This is a genomic window from Paracandidimonas lactea (assembly GCF_021653995.1).
GTDB classification, from domain to species: domain Bacteria; phylum Pseudomonadota; class Gammaproteobacteria; order Burkholderiales; family Burkholderiaceae_B; genus Allopusillimonas; species Allopusillimonas lactea.
In genome coordinates, this window is the sequence record NZ_JAJJOZ010000002.1 from 14850 (window position 1) to 33051 (window position 18202).

18 protein-coding genes are annotated in these 18202 nt (G+C 56.9%); 12 read left to right on the forward strand and 6 right to left on the reverse strand.

Features of this window, described 5'->3' with window-relative positions:
• The first annotated feature begins 250 nt into the window (after positions 1-250).
• Positions 251-1702, forward strand: coding sequence for a catalase (locus tag LOL23_RS03995; RefSeq protein ID WP_160977827.1), 1452 nt, complete (start codon positions 251-253; stop codon positions 1700-1702).
• A gap of 179 nt (positions 1703-1881) precedes the next feature.
• On the opposite strand, the gene LOL23_RS04000 is transcribed toward LOL23_RS03995, so the two are convergent.
• The gene (locus tag LOL23_RS04000; RefSeq protein ID WP_160977506.1) at positions 1882-2178 is read right to left on the reverse strand and encodes a YciI family protein; all 297 of its coding nucleotides are present in this window, start codon (positions 2176-2178) and stop codon (positions 1882-1884) included.
• Positions 2179-2219: 41 nt separating this feature from the next.
• On the opposite strand from LOL23_RS04000, the gene mnmE reads away from it, so the two are divergent.
• The 3 genes from mnmE to LOL23_RS19120 are packed head-to-tail and all read left to right on the forward strand — an operon-like array spanning position 2220 to position 4617.
• Entirely contained in the window at positions 2220-3779 is a 1560-nt protein-coding gene (mnmE, locus tag LOL23_RS04005) for a tRNA uridine-5-carboxymethylaminomethyl(34) synthesis GTPase MnmE (RefSeq protein ID WP_160977508.1), read from the forward strand.
• Positions 3780-3811: 32 nt separating this feature from the next.
• Positions 3812-4399 (forward strand): tyrosine-type recombinase/integrase, encoded by a 588-nt coding sequence (locus tag LOL23_RS04010; protein WP_439652069.1) that lies wholly within the window; start codon positions 3812-3814, stop codon positions 4397-4399.
• A gap of 2 nt (positions 4400-4401) precedes the next feature.
• Complete coding sequence (locus tag LOL23_RS19120) at positions 4402-4617, forward strand: hypothetical protein (protein ID WP_439652070.1); 216 nt, start codon at positions 4402-4404, stop codon at positions 4615-4617.
• Positions 4618-4909: 292 nt separating this feature from the next.
• Here the strand turns inward: LOL23_RS19120 and LOL23_RS04015 are convergent, their stop codons facing one another.
• The gene (locus tag LOL23_RS04015; protein WP_160977831.1) at positions 4910-5821 is read right to left on the reverse strand and encodes an alpha/beta hydrolase; all 912 of its coding nucleotides are present in this window, start codon (positions 5819-5821) and stop codon (positions 4910-4912) included.
• Between the two features lie 69 nt (positions 5822-5890).
• A complete protein-coding gene (argE, locus tag LOL23_RS04020) occupies positions 5891-7063 on the reverse strand; it encodes an acetylornithine deacetylase (protein ID WP_237173205.1) in 1173 nt (390 codons plus the stop codon).
• Between the two features lie 353 nt (positions 7064-7416).
• Here argE and LOL23_RS04025 point away from each other — a divergent pair, with 353 nt between their 5' ends.
• Positions 7417-8016: an LOG family protein gene (locus tag LOL23_RS04025; RefSeq protein WP_202411622.1), complete on the forward strand. Its 600-nt coding sequence runs from the start codon at positions 7417-7419 to the stop codon at positions 8014-8016.
• Between the two features lie 79 nt (positions 8017-8095).
• Here LOL23_RS04025 and LOL23_RS04030 read toward each other — a convergent pair whose 3' ends face one another.
• The gene (locus LOL23_RS04030; RefSeq protein ID WP_160977512.1) at positions 8096-8548 is read right to left on the reverse strand and encodes an NUDIX hydrolase; all 453 of its coding nucleotides are present in this window, start codon (positions 8546-8548) and stop codon (positions 8096-8098) included.
• A 109-nt stretch (positions 8549-8657) separates the two neighbouring features.
• Between LOL23_RS04030 and LOL23_RS04035 the strand changes: the two genes are divergently transcribed.
• A complete protein-coding gene (locus LOL23_RS04035; RefSeq protein ID WP_160977835.1) occupies positions 8658-9092 on the forward strand; it encodes a PACE efflux transporter in 435 nt (144 codons plus the stop codon).
• A 118-nt stretch (positions 9093-9210) separates the two neighbouring features.
• Complete coding sequence (locus LOL23_RS04040; RefSeq protein ID WP_202411623.1) at positions 9211-9384, forward strand: hypothetical protein; 174 nt, start codon at positions 9211-9213, stop codon at positions 9382-9384.
• A gap of 11 nt (positions 9385-9395) precedes the next feature.
• Here LOL23_RS04040 and LOL23_RS04045 read toward each other — a convergent pair whose 3' ends face one another.
• Positions 9396-10013, reverse strand: coding sequence for a Fic/DOC family protein (locus LOL23_RS04045; RefSeq protein WP_160977514.1), 618 nt, complete (start codon positions 10011-10013; stop codon positions 9396-9398).
• Between the two features lie 647 nt (positions 10014-10660).
• Positions 10661-11830 carry a methionine aminotransferase gene (locus tag LOL23_RS04050; RefSeq protein ID WP_160977516.1) on the reverse strand — a complete coding sequence of 390 codons (1170 nt, stop codon included), beginning with the start codon at positions 11828-11830 and terminating at the stop codon, positions 10661-10663.
• Between the two features lie 305 nt (positions 11831-12135).
• Here LOL23_RS04050 and LOL23_RS04055 point away from each other — a divergent pair, with 305 nt between their 5' ends.
• The 5 genes from LOL23_RS04055 (at position 12136) to LOL23_RS04075 (ending at position 18031) form a co-directional block, all read left to right on the forward strand.
• On the forward strand, positions 12136-12342 hold the full coding sequence (locus LOL23_RS04055; RefSeq protein ID WP_160977518.1) for a cold-shock protein: 207 nt from the start codon (positions 12136-12138) through the stop codon (positions 12340-12342).
• Between the two features lie 1355 nt (positions 12343-13697).
• The gene (mnmG, locus tag LOL23_RS04060; protein ID WP_237173206.1) at positions 13698-15614 is read left to right on the forward strand and encodes a tRNA uridine-5-carboxymethylaminomethyl(34) synthesis enzyme MnmG; all 1917 of its coding nucleotides are present in this window, start codon (positions 13698-13700) and stop codon (positions 15612-15614) included.
• Complete coding sequence (gene rsmG / locus LOL23_RS04065; RefSeq protein ID WP_160977522.1) at positions 15614-16288, forward strand: 16S rRNA (guanine(527)-N(7))-methyltransferase RsmG; 675 nt, start codon at positions 15614-15616, stop codon at positions 16286-16288. Before mnmG ends, rsmG begins: the two co-directional genes overlap by 1 nt.
• Complete coding sequence (locus tag LOL23_RS04070; protein ID WP_160977524.1) at positions 16285-17100, forward strand: ParA family protein; 816 nt, start codon at positions 16285-16287, stop codon at positions 17098-17100. Before rsmG ends, LOL23_RS04070 begins: the two co-directional genes overlap by 4 nt.
• Before the next feature lie 16 nt (positions 17101-17116).
• Positions 17117-18031, forward strand: coding sequence for a ParB/RepB/Spo0J family partition protein (locus tag LOL23_RS04075; RefSeq protein ID WP_160977526.1), 915 nt, complete (start codon positions 17117-17119; stop codon positions 18029-18031).
• The last annotated feature ends 171 nt before the right edge of the window (positions 18032-18202 follow it).

Here is an 18202-nt window from a genome sequence, read left to right on the forward strand (position 1 = left end):
CGCCGACGACGGGTCGCAGCGCCAGCGCCGCTTGAACCAGCGCCGCTCAAGCCATTACCGCTTTAACTACTGCCGGTTAATAGTCTAGATAAATCAGTTATTTATTTATAATCAATTTTACTTAACAACCGGCATTCTCTAGACTTTCATCCATGTCCATAAAATGGCCCCGCACAGGGGGGTCAGCATGCAACATACCTTAACCGGTCAGGCAGCCTCAGCCGCCATCATTCTCCAGAAGGGATATGCCATGAAGAAACTCACTACCGCCGCCGGCGCGCCCGTCGCCGACAACCAAAACATCATGACTGCCGGCCCGCGCGGCCCCGCCTTGTTACAGGATGTCTGGCTGATCGAGAAGCTGGCCCACTTCGACCGCGAAGTCATCCCCGAGCGCCGCATGCACGCCAAGGGCACGGGCGCCTATGGCACCTTTACCGTCACACACGACATTACCCAATACACCCGCGCCAAGATGTTCTCTGAAGTCGGCAAGAAAACGCCCATGTTTGCGCGCTTTTCCACCGTGGCAGGCGAGCGCGGCGCGGCGGACGCCGAACGCGACATTCGCGGTATTGCGATGAAGTTCTATACCGAACAGGGCAATTGGGACCTGGTTGGCAACAATACGCCGGTGTTCTTCTTCCGTGATCCACTTAAGTTCCCCGACCTGAACCACGCCGTCAAACGCGACCCGCGCACCGGCATGCGCAGCGCACAGAACAACTGGGAATTCTGGACCGGCCTGCCCGAGGCCCTGCACCAAGTCACTATTGTGATGAGCGACCGCGGCATCCCTGCGGGCTATCGCAATATGCATCTGTTCGGCAGCCACACATTCAGCTTCATCAATGCGCAGAACGAGCGCTTCTGGGTCAAATTTCACTTCAAAACCCAGCAAGGCATCAAGAACCTGTCCGATGCCGAAGCATGTGAGGTGGTGGGCCGCGACCGCGAAAGCTCGCACCGCGATCTTTTCGACGCGATCGAAAACGGCGACTTCCCGCGCTGGACGATGTATGTGCAGATCATGCCCGAGAAAGAAGCCGGTTCGTATCACCTGAACCCCTTCGACTTGACCAAAGTGTGGCCGCATGCAGACTACCCGATGATCGAGGTGGGCCAACTGGAACTGAACCGCAACCCCGAAAACGTGTTCGCCGAAGTGGAGCAAGCCGCCTTCAACCCCGCCCATGTCGTACCCGGTATCGGCTTCTCGCCCGACCGCATGCTGCAGGCCAGGCTGTTTTCATACGGCGACACCCAGCGCTACCGCCTGGGCATCAACCACCATCAAATCCCCGTCAATGCGCCCAAGTGCCCCTACCATGCCTTCCACCGGGACGGCGCCATGCGGGTAGACGGTAACTATGGCGGCACCACGGGCAATCAGCCCAACAATAGCGGCGAATGGGAAGAGCAACCCGACTTCCGCGAGCCGCCCCTGTCCATCGAGGGCGCGGCCGACCACTGGAACCACCGCGAAGACACGGACTACTTCTCGCAACCCGGCAACCTGTTCCGCCTGATGAGCGACGAACAAAAGCAGGCTCTGTTCGACAACACCGCCCGCGCCATCGCCGGCGTTACCAAAGACGTGCAACAGCGCCATATCGACCACTGCACCCAGGCGGACCCTGCCTACGGCGCGGGTGTGGCCGCAGCGATCGAAAAAGTGGAAAGCGCGATGAAACAAGGCTGATATCAGCCCCCGGCCCGGCGACGTCGCCCATCAAGCACATTTTGCACGTCGCCGCCGTTCGCGCTCCGTGATTCCGGCCAGCCAGATGGCCAGGCCGCAACAATACAACGCCCCCGCAATGGCTCTTGAGCAGGCCCATTGCGGGGGCTGGTTGTTACAACCCGGCCTGGCAGGGATGCTTATAAATAGCACTCGCCGTCGAGATACGCCTTGCGCCAGCGCGTGATCGTCATGCGCTCGAACAGCCCCGCGATCGCGAACGGATCACGATTCACGAAATCCTCAGCTTCGGCGCGGGTTTCCACATCCACGATATATACGCTGCCCGTGCCCCCTGTGCCGTCATCCTCCAGCTTGGCGCCGCACGCCAGCAACAACGCTTTGTTCTCTTCAAGAAAATCCAAATGCTTGTCGCGCACCGACTGACGCAAAGCCTGGCTGTGGGGTTTGTCGAAGGTTTCGATCAGGTATGGCATGATGGCTCCTTGTTGTGTGATTGTGAATTCCGGATTTTGCCATGTCTCTGCGCGCCCACGAACCCATCGCCGCCATCGCCACCGCCCCCGGCCGCGGCGGCATCGGCGTCGTACGCATTTCAGGACGCAACCTCGCCCCCTTGGTGCAGAAGCTTTTCGGTGCGCCGCTCAAACCGCGCCACGCCCACTACCTGCCCTTCAACGACGAGGCCGGCCAAGCCATCGACGCAGGTATTGCCCTGTATTTCAAGGCACCACACTCCTACACCGGCGAAGACGTTATCGAACTGCAAGGCCATGGCGGCCCTGCCGTATTGCGCCGTCTGCTCCAGCATTGCCTGCGAACGGGTAGCGAATTCGGCCTGCGCTTGGCCGAGCCCGGCGAGTTCACCCAGCGCGCCTTCCTGAACGACCGCATGGATCTCGCTCAGGCCGAAGCCGTGGCCGACCTCATCGACGCCTCGTCCGACGCCGCCGCACGCAGCGCCATGGCATCACTCAGCGGCGCCTTTTCCAACCAGGTCAACGCGCTGAGCGACCGCATCGTCCATTTGCGCATGTTGGTCGAGGCCACCCTCGACTTTCCTGAAGAAGAAATCGACTTCCTTGAAAAATACCAGGCCGCCTCCACGCTCGCCGCTATCCGGCAAGACCTGGCTGCCCTGACCACTCAGGCCCGCCAAGGCATGATCCTGCGCGAAGGGCTGCACGTCGTGCTGGCCGGCCAGCCCAACGTCGGCAAATCCAGCCTGCTCAACGCCCTGGCCGGCGATGACATCGCCATCGTTACCCCTATCGCCGGCACTACCCGCGATAAAGTCATCCAGCAGATCCACATCGACGGCGTGCCCATGCACATCATCGACACCGCCGGCCTGCGCGAAACCGACGACACCGTCGAAAGCATAGGCATCGCCCGCAGCTGGGCCGAAATCGAAAAAGCCAACGTCATCCTGCACCTGCAAGACGCCCGCGACCCAGACAGCCCCCTGGACACCGCCATCACCGCCCGCCTGCCCGCGCGCACGCCCGTGCTGAAGGTATATAACAAGTGGGATCTGCTGGCAGGCGTTGGCAAGGCCGGCCCATGCAGCGCGCCCGACGCCCTTTCAACGCCCCACATTTCAACCAAACCCGCCGCGCTTCCCGCGGCCATCGGCAAAAACACCCCCACCCAGCCCGGCGCAGCAGCCGCGCGCGCCGCCACTGCCACAAGCGCCGCCACAAAAGGCGGCTTGCCAGACGGCGCCGGCAGTGCAGCGGGCATCGCCAACACCCCTACATCGCCCACCGTCCTCTACATTTCCGCCAAAACCGGCGAAGGCCTGGACGCCCTGCGTCGGCAACTGCTCGATATCGCTGGCTGGAACCCCGGCAACGAATCCCCGTGGCTCGCCCGCGAACGCCACCTCACCGCCCTCGAAGCCGCCCGCAACCACCTCACCCTCGCCGCCGAACACGCCAGCCACAGCGACCAGGTACTCGACCTCTTTGCCGAAGAACTCCGCCTTGCCCACGAAGCGCTCTGCCAAATCACCGGCCAGTTCACAAGCGACGATTTGCTGGGGGAGATATTTTCTAGTTTCTGCATCGGGAAGTGAGGTGGGGTCCAGGCGACCGCCAGAGCGTGACAATGCCTCGCCGCTACCTGGAAAAGGACATCCTGCCGCACATCGGCAGCAAGCCGATCCGCGACATCACCGCTGAGGACGTGCGCAGCGTCATCTGGCGCAAGAAGGAACAAGGCTTCGATGCCGCCGCCGGCCAGGTGCGCGGCCTGCTCAAGCGCATGTTCGATTACGCACTGATCTGCGGCCTCATCCAGGCCAACCCGGTCATGGCCCTGCCGATTCGGCACGTCTACCGCGCCGCCGCCCGCGAACGGGCGCTGACGCCGGACGAGGCCCGGCAGTTCCTACGCGCCATGCAAACCTCCAACATCCGCCGCCAGTTCAAGATCGCCTTCCAGTTGATCCTGATGACCCTGGTGCGCAAGTCCGAGCTGATGCTGGCGCAGTGGAAAGACGTGCATCTGGACGAAGGTGAATGGCATATTCCGGTCGAGAACTCCAAGACCGGCAAGCCGCACATCGCCTACCGGCGAAGTCACCACGGGCTTTCATCCGTTCCACCTGGGAGCCTTGCCCAACTTCCAGCCAGGGCAGCGCGAGATCGTCGGCCAGACATTACGTACCAGCGAACAATTCATCTTGAGCCGTGAAAGTGGCCACCCGGAAAGCCGCAGGCTATAACGTTCAGGTCAGCAGAGGCTTCACCGAGCTGAAGCCATGCAACTACACCGCTACGGAGGGGCAGACTGCCCATAACCTGAGGGAAGCCGTTACGGAAACCAGCCGCATCAAACAGATGCTGTTCGGTAGTTTCACCCGCTGCCTGTACCCCCTGCAGAAGTTCGACTCCGACACCTCTGCGATATGAAGTCAAGGACGCTGCAGAGGGAGGCAGTCCAGCCTGATGCTCAAGTCTCGGACGTCATCACGCTAGGCAAATCGTGATGATCGACGTCCGTTTGCGCCAAGTACCCGGCTGCGGCCAGTAACCTACAACACCAAGCACTACAACCTGACTGCCATCATCGCCATAGGCTACAAAGCGAATGCTGAACGTGCGGTGCCATTCCGCAAGTGAGCCACCTGGATCGTCGAGGAATTCGCCATCAAGGAGCCAAGGCAGCACTCCCATCAATCCTGATGGAGATCCTGATGGAGATCTACGAACCTATCGACAAATGCGCCTCAAACCAATCCGCTGCGGCCGTACTCGTCTCTTGGAAATGCTCCCGATATACAGAGTAATGCCCACCCGGAACTTCCAGCAGTTTCTTGGTTGTGGTCAACGCATCGAATGCCTCGCGCTGAAGCTGGTAAGGTGTCGTGGTGTCCTGGTCGGCAATAATCATCAACACCGGCACACTTGTGATTCGGTAAAGGTAGCTTCCCGGCTCGTAATTGCGCGCCAAGGCTACGGACGCCAGCGTTGTGTAATCACGCCATTCAGGACAGCGCCGGCCTTCAGACGCCATATACTCAAACGACGCATTATCGGGATAGGTCACCCGTTCCGCTGGATCATCGCTCACGGTTTTCTGCGTCTTCATGTCAGCACCCGCAAATACCGCCTCACGATCCGCGATGAACGCGTCCCACTGCGCCGTCCAGGCTTCCGTGGTCATCCGTTCTTTAGCAGCCCGCCAACTGCTTATCGTTGGCACCTGGGAAACCACGCATTTAACACGCGGATCCGTCGCCGCCACGCTCAAGGCATGGCCACCGCCATAGCTTGAGCCCCAGACACCGATACGCGCTCCATCGATTTCCGGCTGGCTTCGAACAAAGCTGATGCCTGCGTAAAAATCCTCGATCTGACGATTGGGATCAAGATGCTGACGTGGCTGGCCGTCGCTCTTTCCCAGGTGTCGATAGTCAAACGTCAATGCGGCAATACCGCGTGCAACGATAGCGTGCGCATATTCTTCGAGATCACCCCCTGCGACCATGCCCCAGCCATGGCCAAGCACTACGCACGGCAACGGTTGACCATCCTTGGCGCCCGGCAGATAAAACGTCCCGCGAATAACCTCACCACCAAGTTGATAAGCCACCTTTCTGCTTGTCCACGACATCCTGACATTCCTTTTGTTCTTCAATAGATTCAATATATTCTGTTGCGCCAATGATTTCACTACCGCAGCCTATGCCACTATCGTGTCGTCATTCAGGCTCAAACTATGTATCAACTTACCCATAAACACCTCACATGCCTCCACCTGCGAGATATCAATGTACTCGTTAGGCTGGTGCGCCTGATCGATAGAGCCCGGCCCGCATACGACGACGGAGTATCCGCGCTGCTGGAACAGGCCGCCTTCGGTGACATAAGGGACGACACCACAGCATGCGCAGCCCGAGAGCCGCATGGCGATGCGTTGAGCCTCGTCGTCGCCGTCGCTGGTCAGTGGGGGTGCATACGCGATCAATTCAGTGGTGATCGAGGTATCGGGCGAAACGGCTTTCATTGCCGGGAGCAGGCTATCGCAATAGGCGTGAAAACGATCCAGATACGTGCGCTCGCTGTCGCCGGGCAGCATTCGCACATCCCACGTAAATGAGCATTCACGCGAGATGATATTGAGAGCAGTACCGCCATGCACAACACCGACGTGGATAGTGGTATACGGTGGTACGAAGGGGCTTTGCGGATTGGCCCGCGCCTTGTTCTCGGCCATCATATCTTCCAGAAACGTGATCAGCCGCGCCGACGTCATCACCGCGCTGACGCCGCGCTGTATCTGGCTTGAATGCGCCTCGTGGCCGATAACCGTCGTGCGCATAGCCACCATCCCTTTGTGCGCCATGATGGGCGCCATGCTACTGGGCTCGCCAATGATTACGGCGCTGGGCTGCGGTATATCGCTCACCATGCGTTCAATCATGGCCGGTGCGCCCAGGCAGCCCACTTCTTCGTCGTAGCTCAGCGCAAAATGCACGGGCCGCTTCAACCCCGCTTGGATCATGTCCGGCACCATGGCAAGCCCGATGGCAATAAAGGATTTCATATCGCAAGTGCCGCGTCCGAACAGCCTGCCGTCCTTCTGTGTGATGACGAAGGGGTCGCTATCCCATGGCTGCCCGTCCACCGGCACTACGTCTGTATGCCCCGACAGCACCACACCGCCTTCCACACTTGGTCCGACCGTCGCATACAGGTTTGCTTTGCGCCCATCCTCGCTTTTCACCAGATGGCTCTGCACACCAAAGCCTTCGAGATACTCGCGCACATAATCGATCAATGCGAGATTGGAATTGCGGGACACCGTATCGAACCCGACCAAGCGAGTGATCATGTCCAGGGATTGCTGTTTCATGCCGCATCTCCTATCAGGAAATCTGCCGGGCCGCGCACCGGGGTTTGCTGCCCCTGCCTGGCCTTGAATAGTGGGTGCAACGACAGAGCTTGTTGGCTACAACCGTTTGCCGCAGTGACAACGCATTTTATCCCGCCCCTTCAAGACTGCATCATACGTATAAGCGCACACCCACAACGGCCGCATTTCCATCAGCAGTTCGCTGACAAGACCCCTCAGCGGTGGATAGCAGGATTGTCCGGTTTAGAGGGGCGGGCATTCTTACTTGATGCCAGCAGTCCACTGATATGCGGCCTTGCTTCTGAAGCCTTCTTTGGAATACCCTCGTTTCTTTACGCCCTTCCCCACCCAGCATGACGCAACGCATCACCCATATCGCCGTTTTCTGCGGCTCGAAAGTCGGCAACCAGGCAGCATACCTGGACGCAGCCCGCGAAACCGGGCGCCTACTGGCCCGCCAAGGCATAGGCATCGTTTATGGCGGCGGCCGCGTTGGCTTGATGGGCGCAATGGCCGATGCCGCGCTGGCCGAAGGCGGCGAGGTATATGGCGTCATGCCCAAGTCGCTGGTCGACAGCGAAATCGCACACACGGGGCTCACTCATCTGCACGTCGTACACACAATGCACGAGCGCAAGGCAAAGATGGCTGAGCTGGCCAACGGTTTTGTTGCACTACCTGGCGGCAGCGGCACGCTGGAAGAAATATTCGAACAATGGACATGGGCGCAATTGGGCATACACCAGAAACCCTGCGGCTTCCTGAATATCAACGGCTATTACGATCCCGTACACGAAATGGCCCAAAGAATGGTCGCTGAAGGCTTCATGCTGCAATCGTATGCCGACATGCTGGTATTCACCAACTCGCTGGAGACCATACTATCGCGCTTTCGCCAATATACGCCGCCGCCGCGCAAATGGCAGGCGCCTGCGGCGCCGATTAAACCCTGAATCACCACAAGGCATAAACCGCATCAGGCGCTTGCATCGCCAAGCCTCGGAGAAACACCGCGCCCACGGCCCTACTACATTATCTGTGCAACGCCATTGCCTGCCGCACTATCGCAGCAACATCGGTGCTGGTCACCAGGGGAAGGCTGTCCATGTCATCCACCGGCACCCAGCGCGCATCACCTGCGTCGTCGCCCGCAACCGGCTCACCCCGCAGCCAGTCGCACAGCACCACGACAAGCACGTAATGCCATATCGCGGTGCCCCCCTCATCGCGATGCAATACCTCTACCGCCGTAACAACCTGCCGCGCCTGCGCATAAACACCAGTTTCTTCGCATAATTCGCGCTCCGCCGCCGCCAGCATCGATTCGCCCCATTCGATCTTGCCCCCCGGCAAGCCCCACCGGCCCGCGTTGGGTGGCCGGCCGCGCTGCACCATCAGTACACACCCGTTTCGCACCACTACAGCGACTGCGGCAGGCACGGGGCGTTGCAGTAGCGTATCAGGCAAGCCATTGTCCGATGCCATGTTCATACCTCCGTGACGCGGCGTTGAAATATGCCATTGGCTACAATGCCACTTCCACTGTGTCGCGACCATGTCCGACCCGCTTCATGATTTTTTCTTTACAGCAGCCATGCAGGGCATAAAACGCAAACTCGTCTACGTCACCCTGTACGAACTGATCGCCATTATCGTAACCAGCTTCGGCCTGTCGTCACTGACCAGCCACGGGTTGGGCCACGCCACGGTCGCGGCAGTTACATCGTCGATCATCGCCATCATCTGGAATGTGGTCTTCAACACGCTGTTCGAATACTGGGAAGCACGCCAAACCCGACGCGGCCGCAGCATCCTGCGCCGCGTCGCACACGCCATCGGTTTTGAAGGCGGCCTGGTCTTCATGCTGGTACCGTTGTTCGCCTGGTGGCTCAACATCACACTCTGGCAAGCCTTTGTGCTGGACATTGGCCTGCTCTTGTTCTTTCTGGCTTATACCTTTGCATTCAATCTGATGTTTGACCGCATTTTCGGGTTGCCAGCATCAGCCATGCCGCAGGAAGCCGCCTAGTCGCGATGGCGCCAACAACCGCTTTGCCGTGCGTTCATGCAACAGCTGAGCGATATTATCGTTTTATATCAAGCCCATAAAAGCGTATAATCGACCTGTGCAAAATACCAGCCTCTCAATGAACGCCGAGCCCGCAATCATTGCCGATACCTCCCTGTCGCTGCAATTGCGCATCATCCGCGCGGTAGCCAGTTCCACGGCTATCGAAACGGGCCAGCCCATCAAAGATCTCGAAAGTCTGCTCAAGGCTCAAACCAGCAAGTTCCAGCAGCTTGCGCTAGCTTCTGCCTGATCTTCCCGCTATTAACGCGCCAGCGCTTTATCTACCCACTTCTGCATGGGGGCATAGTCGCAGCCCAGGCCAGCCTGTATAGCGGCAATGTATCCGGCGCGATTGGCTTCCCAACTCGTGTAGTCCAAAGGGCCAAACCCGGCCTGTGCAGCCATAACGTCTGCCAACAAGCGTGAAATCCTGCCATTTCCTTCTCTAAATGGATGGAGGAGAATAAATTCCACGTGGACGACCGCGATCGCTTCGACGAGTTTATCGCGGGCAAAACCGACGCATGGCGTATAACGCGCCAAATACACCTTTTCAAATTCCGTCATTAATCGCGGCACTTGTGCGGCGGGCGCAAAGGGAAACCCGTCTTTGCTCATATTCACAGAGCGCGGCTGGCCAGCCCAGACATAAATATTGCCCAGCCAGCGTTGGTGCCAGGTGCGAATATGCGCCATCGTCAATCTACCCAGCGGCAGATTATCTTCCAGCACTGAGTGATACAGCTTCTGCAGCAGTATCAGTTCCGCCTCGTCCATATCGGCGGATGAAGAAATGCCAAGCTTATTGGCCAATACCTGATCGTCTGAGCCAGGTTCGAACATTGCCTGGGCACCGCTCACATCGTATCGCGTCGTCATCGCATTTCTCCGCTTCGATGTTTTTGCTTGCATTGTAGGCAGGCAGGGCGCGTGCCGCCCATCCCGGCTATGCAATGCTGCACCGCGTCAGCTCAAGCAGCCATCCGGAGGGCAAGGCTCAGGCGTCGCATGCCACATGGCACGCTCCAAGACGCCTTACATGACAATTTTCGGGCTGTACTGGCGGAATGAGGCTATTGCTGGGGACAATCCGCCCCTCTGGCCTTCTGTGCCCTCTATTCTTCGCCTTGTATTTACAAATAGTTTCAAAATAAATTTACGGGCGACGCCGCGTACAGCCTGTGGATAACTAGAGGGAAGCGGAAATGTGCATAGCTTGTTGATGAGTTCTGGATAACGATGCACAACACTTCAAAGCGAAAAATTGTCCGCAATCCATCCACCAAAAAAACAGACCTTATGCCCATCATCCAAAAGCCCGGAAAGCCAACGCCTATGCACTGTTCCCTTAGTTATCCCAGTTATCCACAGACACCCATCATCATTACCAATTTCATATAAAAGAAGTTATTAAAAACCCCTTAGATCCCACCCTGCCAGCCTCGCTTCACAGAACTTTAAGCAGCGCTATACTTCGCCAGGTCAGAAAAGGAGGAAGCAACAGGCAGATGTTGGAAAAGGCCCGCTTACACAGCTTGCAGGCGTTCGACGGCGGTGTTCAGCGTGTCATCGCGCTTGGCAAAACAAAAGCGCACAAGCCCATGGTTGGATTGAGCCGCACTGGGGTTGCGGTAAAACGCCGACAATGGGATCACACCCACACCGTGCTCTGTGGTCAGCCACCGCGCAAACTCCGCTTCGGGCATATCGGAGATTGCGCTGTAGTCGGCCACCAGAAAAAACGTGCCTTGGCTAGGCAAGGGGCGGAAGCGTGTAGTAGCCAGTCCGCGGGCAAGCCTGTCGCGCTTCTGCTGGTAAAACAAAGGCAGCGCGTGATATGGGTCAGGGTTTTTCATGTATTCGGCCAAGCCGGCTTGCATCGGAGAGGTCACAGTAAAAACGGTGAACTGGTGAACTTTGCGGATTTCGCTGGTCAGTGCGGCAAGGGCGCAGCAGTAGCCCACTTTCCAACCTGTCGCGCTGTAGGTTTTGCCAAACGAAAACACGGCGATCGTATTAGGGGCGAGTATCGGGCTGCGGGCCAGGCTTAGATGCTCGTGGCCGTCAAACACCAGGTGCTCGTACACCTCGTCCGATAAGATCAGGATCCCGGTCTCCTCCACAATCCGTTCCAGCGCAGCGATGTCATCGTTTTGTAGGCAAATGCCAGTGGGGTTGTGCGGAAAATTGACGATCAGCATGCGGGTACGCGCCGATATGGCATCACGCACCTGCTGCCAGTCGACACGATAGGTGGCATGGGCGGCGTCAGGCGCAAGCATAGGCACAACCACCGGTTTGCCGCCTGCCAGCTCAATAGCCGGTATGTACAGGTCGTAAAACGGCTCGATAATGACAACCTCGTCTCCCGCGCGCACAAACGCTTGGATACTGGTCATCAAGCCTTCGGTTGCACCTGCGGTAACGGTGATTTCGGTATCCCAGTCATAAGCCCGGCCATGCAGGGTTTCCATTTTGTCGGCGATTTCCTGGCGCAATGCCACAATGCCGGCCATCGGGGGATATTGATTGTGGCCGTTCTGCATGGCTTTGCAGACAAGATCGAGCAGATCAGTATCCGGGTTGAAATCCGGAAAACCTTGTCCAAGGTTGATTGCATTATGGTCTACCGCCAATTGGCTCATGACCGTAAAAATTGTCGTGCCGACATTCGGCAGTTTCGATTCGAAATTCATGGGGATAGTCAGACGAAAGAGTTATGCCTTCAGACAGAGGCTGTGATCAAACTTTATCGCGGCGGGATGGGGAAATATGACGAAAAAATACCACATACGGGTTAACTAGCATTTGATAACGCCAGTTCGCATGGTTATGCTCACGAGTGCCGTCTTAATCAAGCAGCGCGCGTGGCTCGCGGGTGGTAATCATTTATTCATTTCGGCCGGTTAATATTTTCCGGTGCTACCGGGGGATAAATGGCTGGTTCGCGCCGGCGTCCTTGGTTATACGCTTTTTTTTATTTTTTAGGACGCTACAAATCATGGCTCAAAAGGGCAAAGTTAAATGGTTCAATGCCGATAAAGGTTTCGGCTTTATTACTCCTGATGAAGGCGGCAGCGATGTTTTCGCTCACTTCTCCGCTATCGAAGGCCGCGGTTATCGCAGCCTGAACGAAGGCCAGGAAGTTGAGTATGAAGTCAAGGATGGGCCCAAGGGTCCCCAGGCAGCAGGTATCCGCCCGCTGTAAGTATCAAGCCTCACGCTGTGTACCAACACTGGTGCACGGTGCAGCTGAAACGCTCGCCTTTGGCGGGCGTTTTTGTTTTTATTAATTTTTTTATTAATTTAGTTTTGCACCGATGATTTTCAGCCGGCTGCCGATATATGGTTATTATGTTACTCGATGACGTAGCAATATGGCCGCGTGGTGATGGGGTTTATTGGTAGTTTTGTTTATATATAAGTATATCGAGTTGAGCTTTAAGGTCGACTTGAGCTTTAAGGATTGAGAAAAAAACACAAGAAAGTCGGGCAAAGGATTACACCAGGGGGATGTTTGGTTGGTGCTTGAGTATTTGTTTATCCAATTTCGATCGTAGAATCAAAGGTTTAGTGCGCTTGTCCACGCGATATACATACGATTCCCACAGAGTTATCCCCATTTTTTAGTTGTTCAGTTTTCTTCCACTGCTTATTCACAAGGTTGTCCACAGGGGACTGAAGGCTTTTCTCGTGGCATTACTTACTTGCAATCTTGTTTCATTAGTGCGGTTGCCTCCTTTACGCAAGAGCTTGCTGCGGGCAGTTGATACGCGTTCCCTGATTCAGCTTTTGAACCTGCCTTTGGCATCGCATCCAAGGCCGATACTTGCGTTAATTTTTATTTTAAATCTCTCATGGTGTGCGGGCCAGGGATCGCCGGACACTGTTGTACTCGTACGCTCGCGTTATCGGCTATTGCTCAGATAGGTTCATGGTGACCTCAACACCCGTCGCCCTAGCTGTTGGGATTGTTCCACGTGAAACCATACGCCTGCTCCCTATTGCAAGTTGTGGGGGTGCCTAAATAGTGCCGCAGTGCAATCGTATGTTCTCTTTGTGTACGGAATGGGTTTTGTACTCAAATGGGAGATTCGTTCCAGTGGCACTTCAGCTTTCGAGATGTTGTGCGGCCCTTCTTCTACGCAGACAGACAGTGTTTCACGTGAAACATGAGTGTTTGCTGGAGTAGGATTGTTCCACGTGAAACAGTGCACTCCCGGCGCGAACATCGCAGCTTACAACCCGAACGGCGGGAGAAAGCGAAGTGTGATTTTTTCCGTAAGGATACGCATACGTATTGCATACTGAAGCTAGGCCTTGCACAGCTCTATTCATCACTACTGGATTAAGAGATTGTGATCCCTAGTTAGGAGCAACTTATAGTGTTTCACGTGGAACAAATGCTGACCGTGCTCGAGCACAAAGATCTGTCTGAGGGTACGGTGAGAGAGACAAACAGCTACTTTCCGTATTGCTGCAACAATTGCAGAATCAGTTGGCCGGATTGAAACCCCACCGGCTATAATTGCCCATTAAATGCCCACACTCGCTCGAGCGAAAATGATTTATCCGGACGAATTTGACGTCATCGTCGTCGGTGGAGGTCATGCTGGCACGGAAGCCGCCCTGGCTTCAGCACGTGCCGGCGCACGAACCCTCCTTCTTACACACAACATGGAAACCCTAGGGCAGATGTCCTGCAATCCCTCTATCGGTGGAATCGGTAAAGGACATTTGGTCAAAGAGGTTGATGCTCTTGGCGGAGCGATGGCATTGGCCACCGACGAAGCCGGCATCCAGTTCAGGATTCTCAACCGATCCAAAGGTCCAGCTGTGCGCGCTACCCGTGCACAAGCAGATCGCTCACTCTATCGGAAAGCAATCAGGACACGCCTGCAGAACCAGCCTAACCTTACGATCTTTCAACAAGCCGTTGATGATCTGATGCTGGAAGGTGATCGCGTCGTGGGGGCGGTGACACAAATCGGTTTGCGGTTTCGCGCTCGCTCGGTTGTGTTGACTGCCGGCACGTTTCTGAATGGCCTGATTCACGTGGGCCTGGATCATTATTCAGGCGGCCGGGCCGGCGATCCTCCGTCGATATCGTTGGGTAATCGCTTGCGCGAGCTCAAGCTGCCACAAGGCCGCCTGAAGACAGGCACGCCTCCCCGCATCGATTCCCGCACGATTGATTTCAGCAAAACAGAGATGCAGCCGGGGGATACCGACCCTGTGCCGGTGTTTTCATTCATGGGCGCGGCATCGATGCATCCCCGGCAGTTACCCTGCTGGATTACTCATACCAATGCACGCACGCATGAAATCATTCGTTCTGGGCTAGACCGCTCACCCATGTACAGCGATGCGGGGACGATCGAAGGTATCGGCCCCCGCTATTGCCCTTCCATTGAAGACAAAATCCACCGGTTTGCCGACAAGGAAAGCCACCAGGTCTTCCTGGAACCCGAAGGCTTCAGTTCGACGGAAATCTACCCGAATGGTGTTTCGACGAGCTTGCCCTTCGACATCCAGATTGCATTGGTACGCTCGCTGCCCGGTTTGGAAAATGCAGTGATCATGCGGCCGGGCTATGCGATTGAGTACGATTATTTCGACCCTCGGGCTTTGCGTCCCACCTTGGAAACCCGTGCGATTGCTGGCTTGTTTTTCGCGGGGCAGATCAACGGCACCACGGGCTACGAAGAAGCCGCCGCGCAGGGCCTGTTGGCGGGCCTGAATGCAGCACGCATGGCCCTTGGCCGTGAGCAGTGGGCGCCCAAGCGTAACGACGCTTACCTGGGCGTACTGGTGGACGACCTGATCACTCGTGGGGTTAACGAGCCATATCGTATGTTCACTTCGCGTGCTGAGTATCGCTTGAGCTTGCGCGAAGATAACGCCGACATGCGCCTGACTGAAATAGGCCGCCAGCTTGGCTTGGTGGATGATGCCCGTTGGGATGCGTTCAATCGAAAACGCGATGCAGTTGCCGCCGAGATTGAACGGTTCAAGTCCACGTGGATCAACCCGCGCATGCTTGAAGACGAAACCGCGAAGCGGGTATTCGGCAAGCCTCTGGAGCGCGAGTATTCGCTGCACGACCTGCTCAAGCGTCCCGAAGTCGACTACGCGATACTTACCACACTGCAATCTGTTGATGGCAGTGTGCCGGGCGGTCCAGCGTTGGAGGATCCGGTGGCGGCTGAACAGGTTGAGATCCAGATCAAATATGCGGGATACGTTGCCAAGCAACAAGAGGAAATCAAACGGCAGGCGTCTCAAGAGTCTGAACCTATCCCTGCAGACATCGATTACGACGGCATCACTTCTCTTTCCATCGAAGTGCGTCAGCGGCTCAAAGCCAGCCGCCCTGAAACTATCGGCCAAGCCGCGCGCGTCTCGGGGGTTACACCGGCCGCTGTTTCTCTTCTGCTTATACATATCAAGCGTATGCAATTACGGAAACGAGCCGCCTGATGTCCGGCACTGATACTTTCAGCGCCCGTATCCAGACGGCCGGTGCAGCGATGGCGCTGCCTGTCTCTGATGAGCAGGCGGCCACATTGCAGGCTTACATTGGCCAACTGCAACGATGGAATCGCACTTATAATCTGACGGCACTGCGGCAACCTGAGCAGATGCTGGTACAGCATGTGTTCGACAGTCTCTCCATCGTCGGGCCCATAGATAAATTACTGTATAAAAATACAGTAAATAAGCCACTCATTATGGATGTTGGCTCCGGTGCAGGCTTGCCAGGCGTCATCTTGGCTATCATGCGTCCAGGCTGGCGCATACAGTGCGTAGATGCAGTTGAAAAGAAAATGGCATTTGTTCGCCAGATGGCGGGCACCCTGCACCTGCCTAACCTTCAGGCGGTGCATGGGCGCATCGAAAAACTGGCGCCCGCACAGGCCTATATTGTTGTATCCCGCGCTTTCGCGTCGCTGGCCGATTTTGCATCGCTGGCTGGTCGGCATGTGGCGCCAGGAGGGTGGCTGTTGGCCATGAAAGGCGTGCAGCCCGAAGAGGAAATTGCCGAATTGGCCAAGCAAACCGATTGGCGCGTTGTCAATGTTGTACCACTGCAGGTACCGGAGCTCGACGCGCAGCGCTGCCTGGTATGGATGAGCCGTCAAGGAGCCGTATGAACCCAAACAATACCGCCAATATTTTCTGCATCGCAAACCAGAAAGGCGGCGTCGGAAAGACCACCACGGCAATTAACCTGGCCGCCGCGCTGGCGGCCCTGCACAAGCGTGTGCTACTGATCGATCTCGATCCCCAGGGCAACGCAACCATGGGCAGCGGCGTGGACAAGAATGCGGCCACCACCAATCTATATCAGGTGCTCATTGGCAATGCGTCCATCGAACAGGCCACCGTAAAGTCCGAATCGGGTGGGTACGATGTCCTGCCCTCCAATCGCGAACTGTCTGGTGCCGAAATCGATCTCATCCAAATGGACGAGCGTGAACAGCAGCTCAAGAAGGCGATCGAAAAGGTCCAGGACGGCTACGATTTCATTCTCATCGACTGCCCTCCTACTCTGTCGCTGCTCACACTTAACGGCCTGGCGTGCGCGCATGGCGTTATCATCCCCATGCAGTGCGAATACTTTGCCCTTGAGGGCCTGTCCGACTTGGTCAACACCATCAAACGTGTATACCAGAACATTAACCCCAGTCTGCAATTGATCGGGTTGCTGCGCGTCATGTTCGACACGCGCGTTACCCTGCAGCAGCAGGTCGCCGCGCAGATCCAATCGCACTTTGGCGACCGGGTCTTCGAAACCATTATCCCGCGCAATGTGCGGTTGGCCGAAGCACCCAGCCACGGGCAGCCCGGCATCGTCTACGACCGCAGCTCGCGTGGCGCCAAAGCTTACCTCGACTTCGGCGACGAGCTACTGCGTCGAGTCAAGAAAGAAGCCTTGCGCCAACAAGCCCGCCCGCGCATCTGAACTAACGGAAATCATTATGGCAACGAGAAAACCGAAAGGCCTGGGCCGTGGCCTGGACGCCTTGCTGGGCGAAGACGCCAAAGTCATCAATACCCTTGGCAAACAAGAGTCCGCCGGCCTGCCCTCCTCCCTCAGCATCGATTTGCTTCAGGCGGGCAAATACCAGCCGCGTACCAGGATGGACGAAGGTGCGTTGGCTGAGCTCGCCGATTCCATCCGCGCACAGGGCATCATGCAGCCCATCCTGGTGCGGCCGCTTTCAGGCGGTGCCGCCGGCCGGTACGAAATCATTGCCGGCGAACGTCGTTTTCGGGCCGCGCGGCTGGCGGGGCTGAAAGATGTCCCCGTACTGGTGCGCGAAGTGGCAGACGAAAACGCTGCCGTCATGGCCCTGATCGAAAATATCCAGCGCGAAGACCTGAATCCGTTGGAAGAAGCGCACGGCGTGCGCCGCCTGCTCGATGAGTTTGCACTGACGCATGAACAGGCTGCCCAGGCGATTGGCCGTTCACGTTCGGCCACCAGTAACCTGCTGCGCCTGCTCAACCTGGCCGAACCGGTACAAACCATGCTGCTCGCGGGCGACATCGACATGGGTCATGCACGCGCCCTGCTTGCTGTCGATGCCGCCAATCAGATTTTGCTGGCCAACGAAATTATTGCCCGCCGGCTATCGGTGCGTGAAGCTGAAAAACTGGTCAGCCGTGTGCAACGCGACGCTGATGCCGCAGAAAAGCCTGCTCGCAAGCCCGCCGCTCTGTCCGGCGACGCCAAACGCCTGGAAGAAGCACTGTCCGATTATCTTGGTACGCGGGTAAGCCTGAAAATCGGCGCCAAAGACAAGGGCCAGTTGATGATCGACTTTCACGGCTGGGAACACCTGAACGCCTTGCTCGAACGTCAAGGCATGTCCGCCCTGCTCGACCGCTGATCCACCGTTTTTCAGCGCATTATTTGCTTTGTTGACACAAAAAAGGGGGTGCAAGCCCTCTTGCTCATTGTTGCTCTGCCCACGGCGCGTGACGTCATTCTTTAATGTTCAAACCTTGCGGTTTCAAGGGCCTGAGTTGTAACAGAAACACGGGTTTTCCCTTATTAAAGA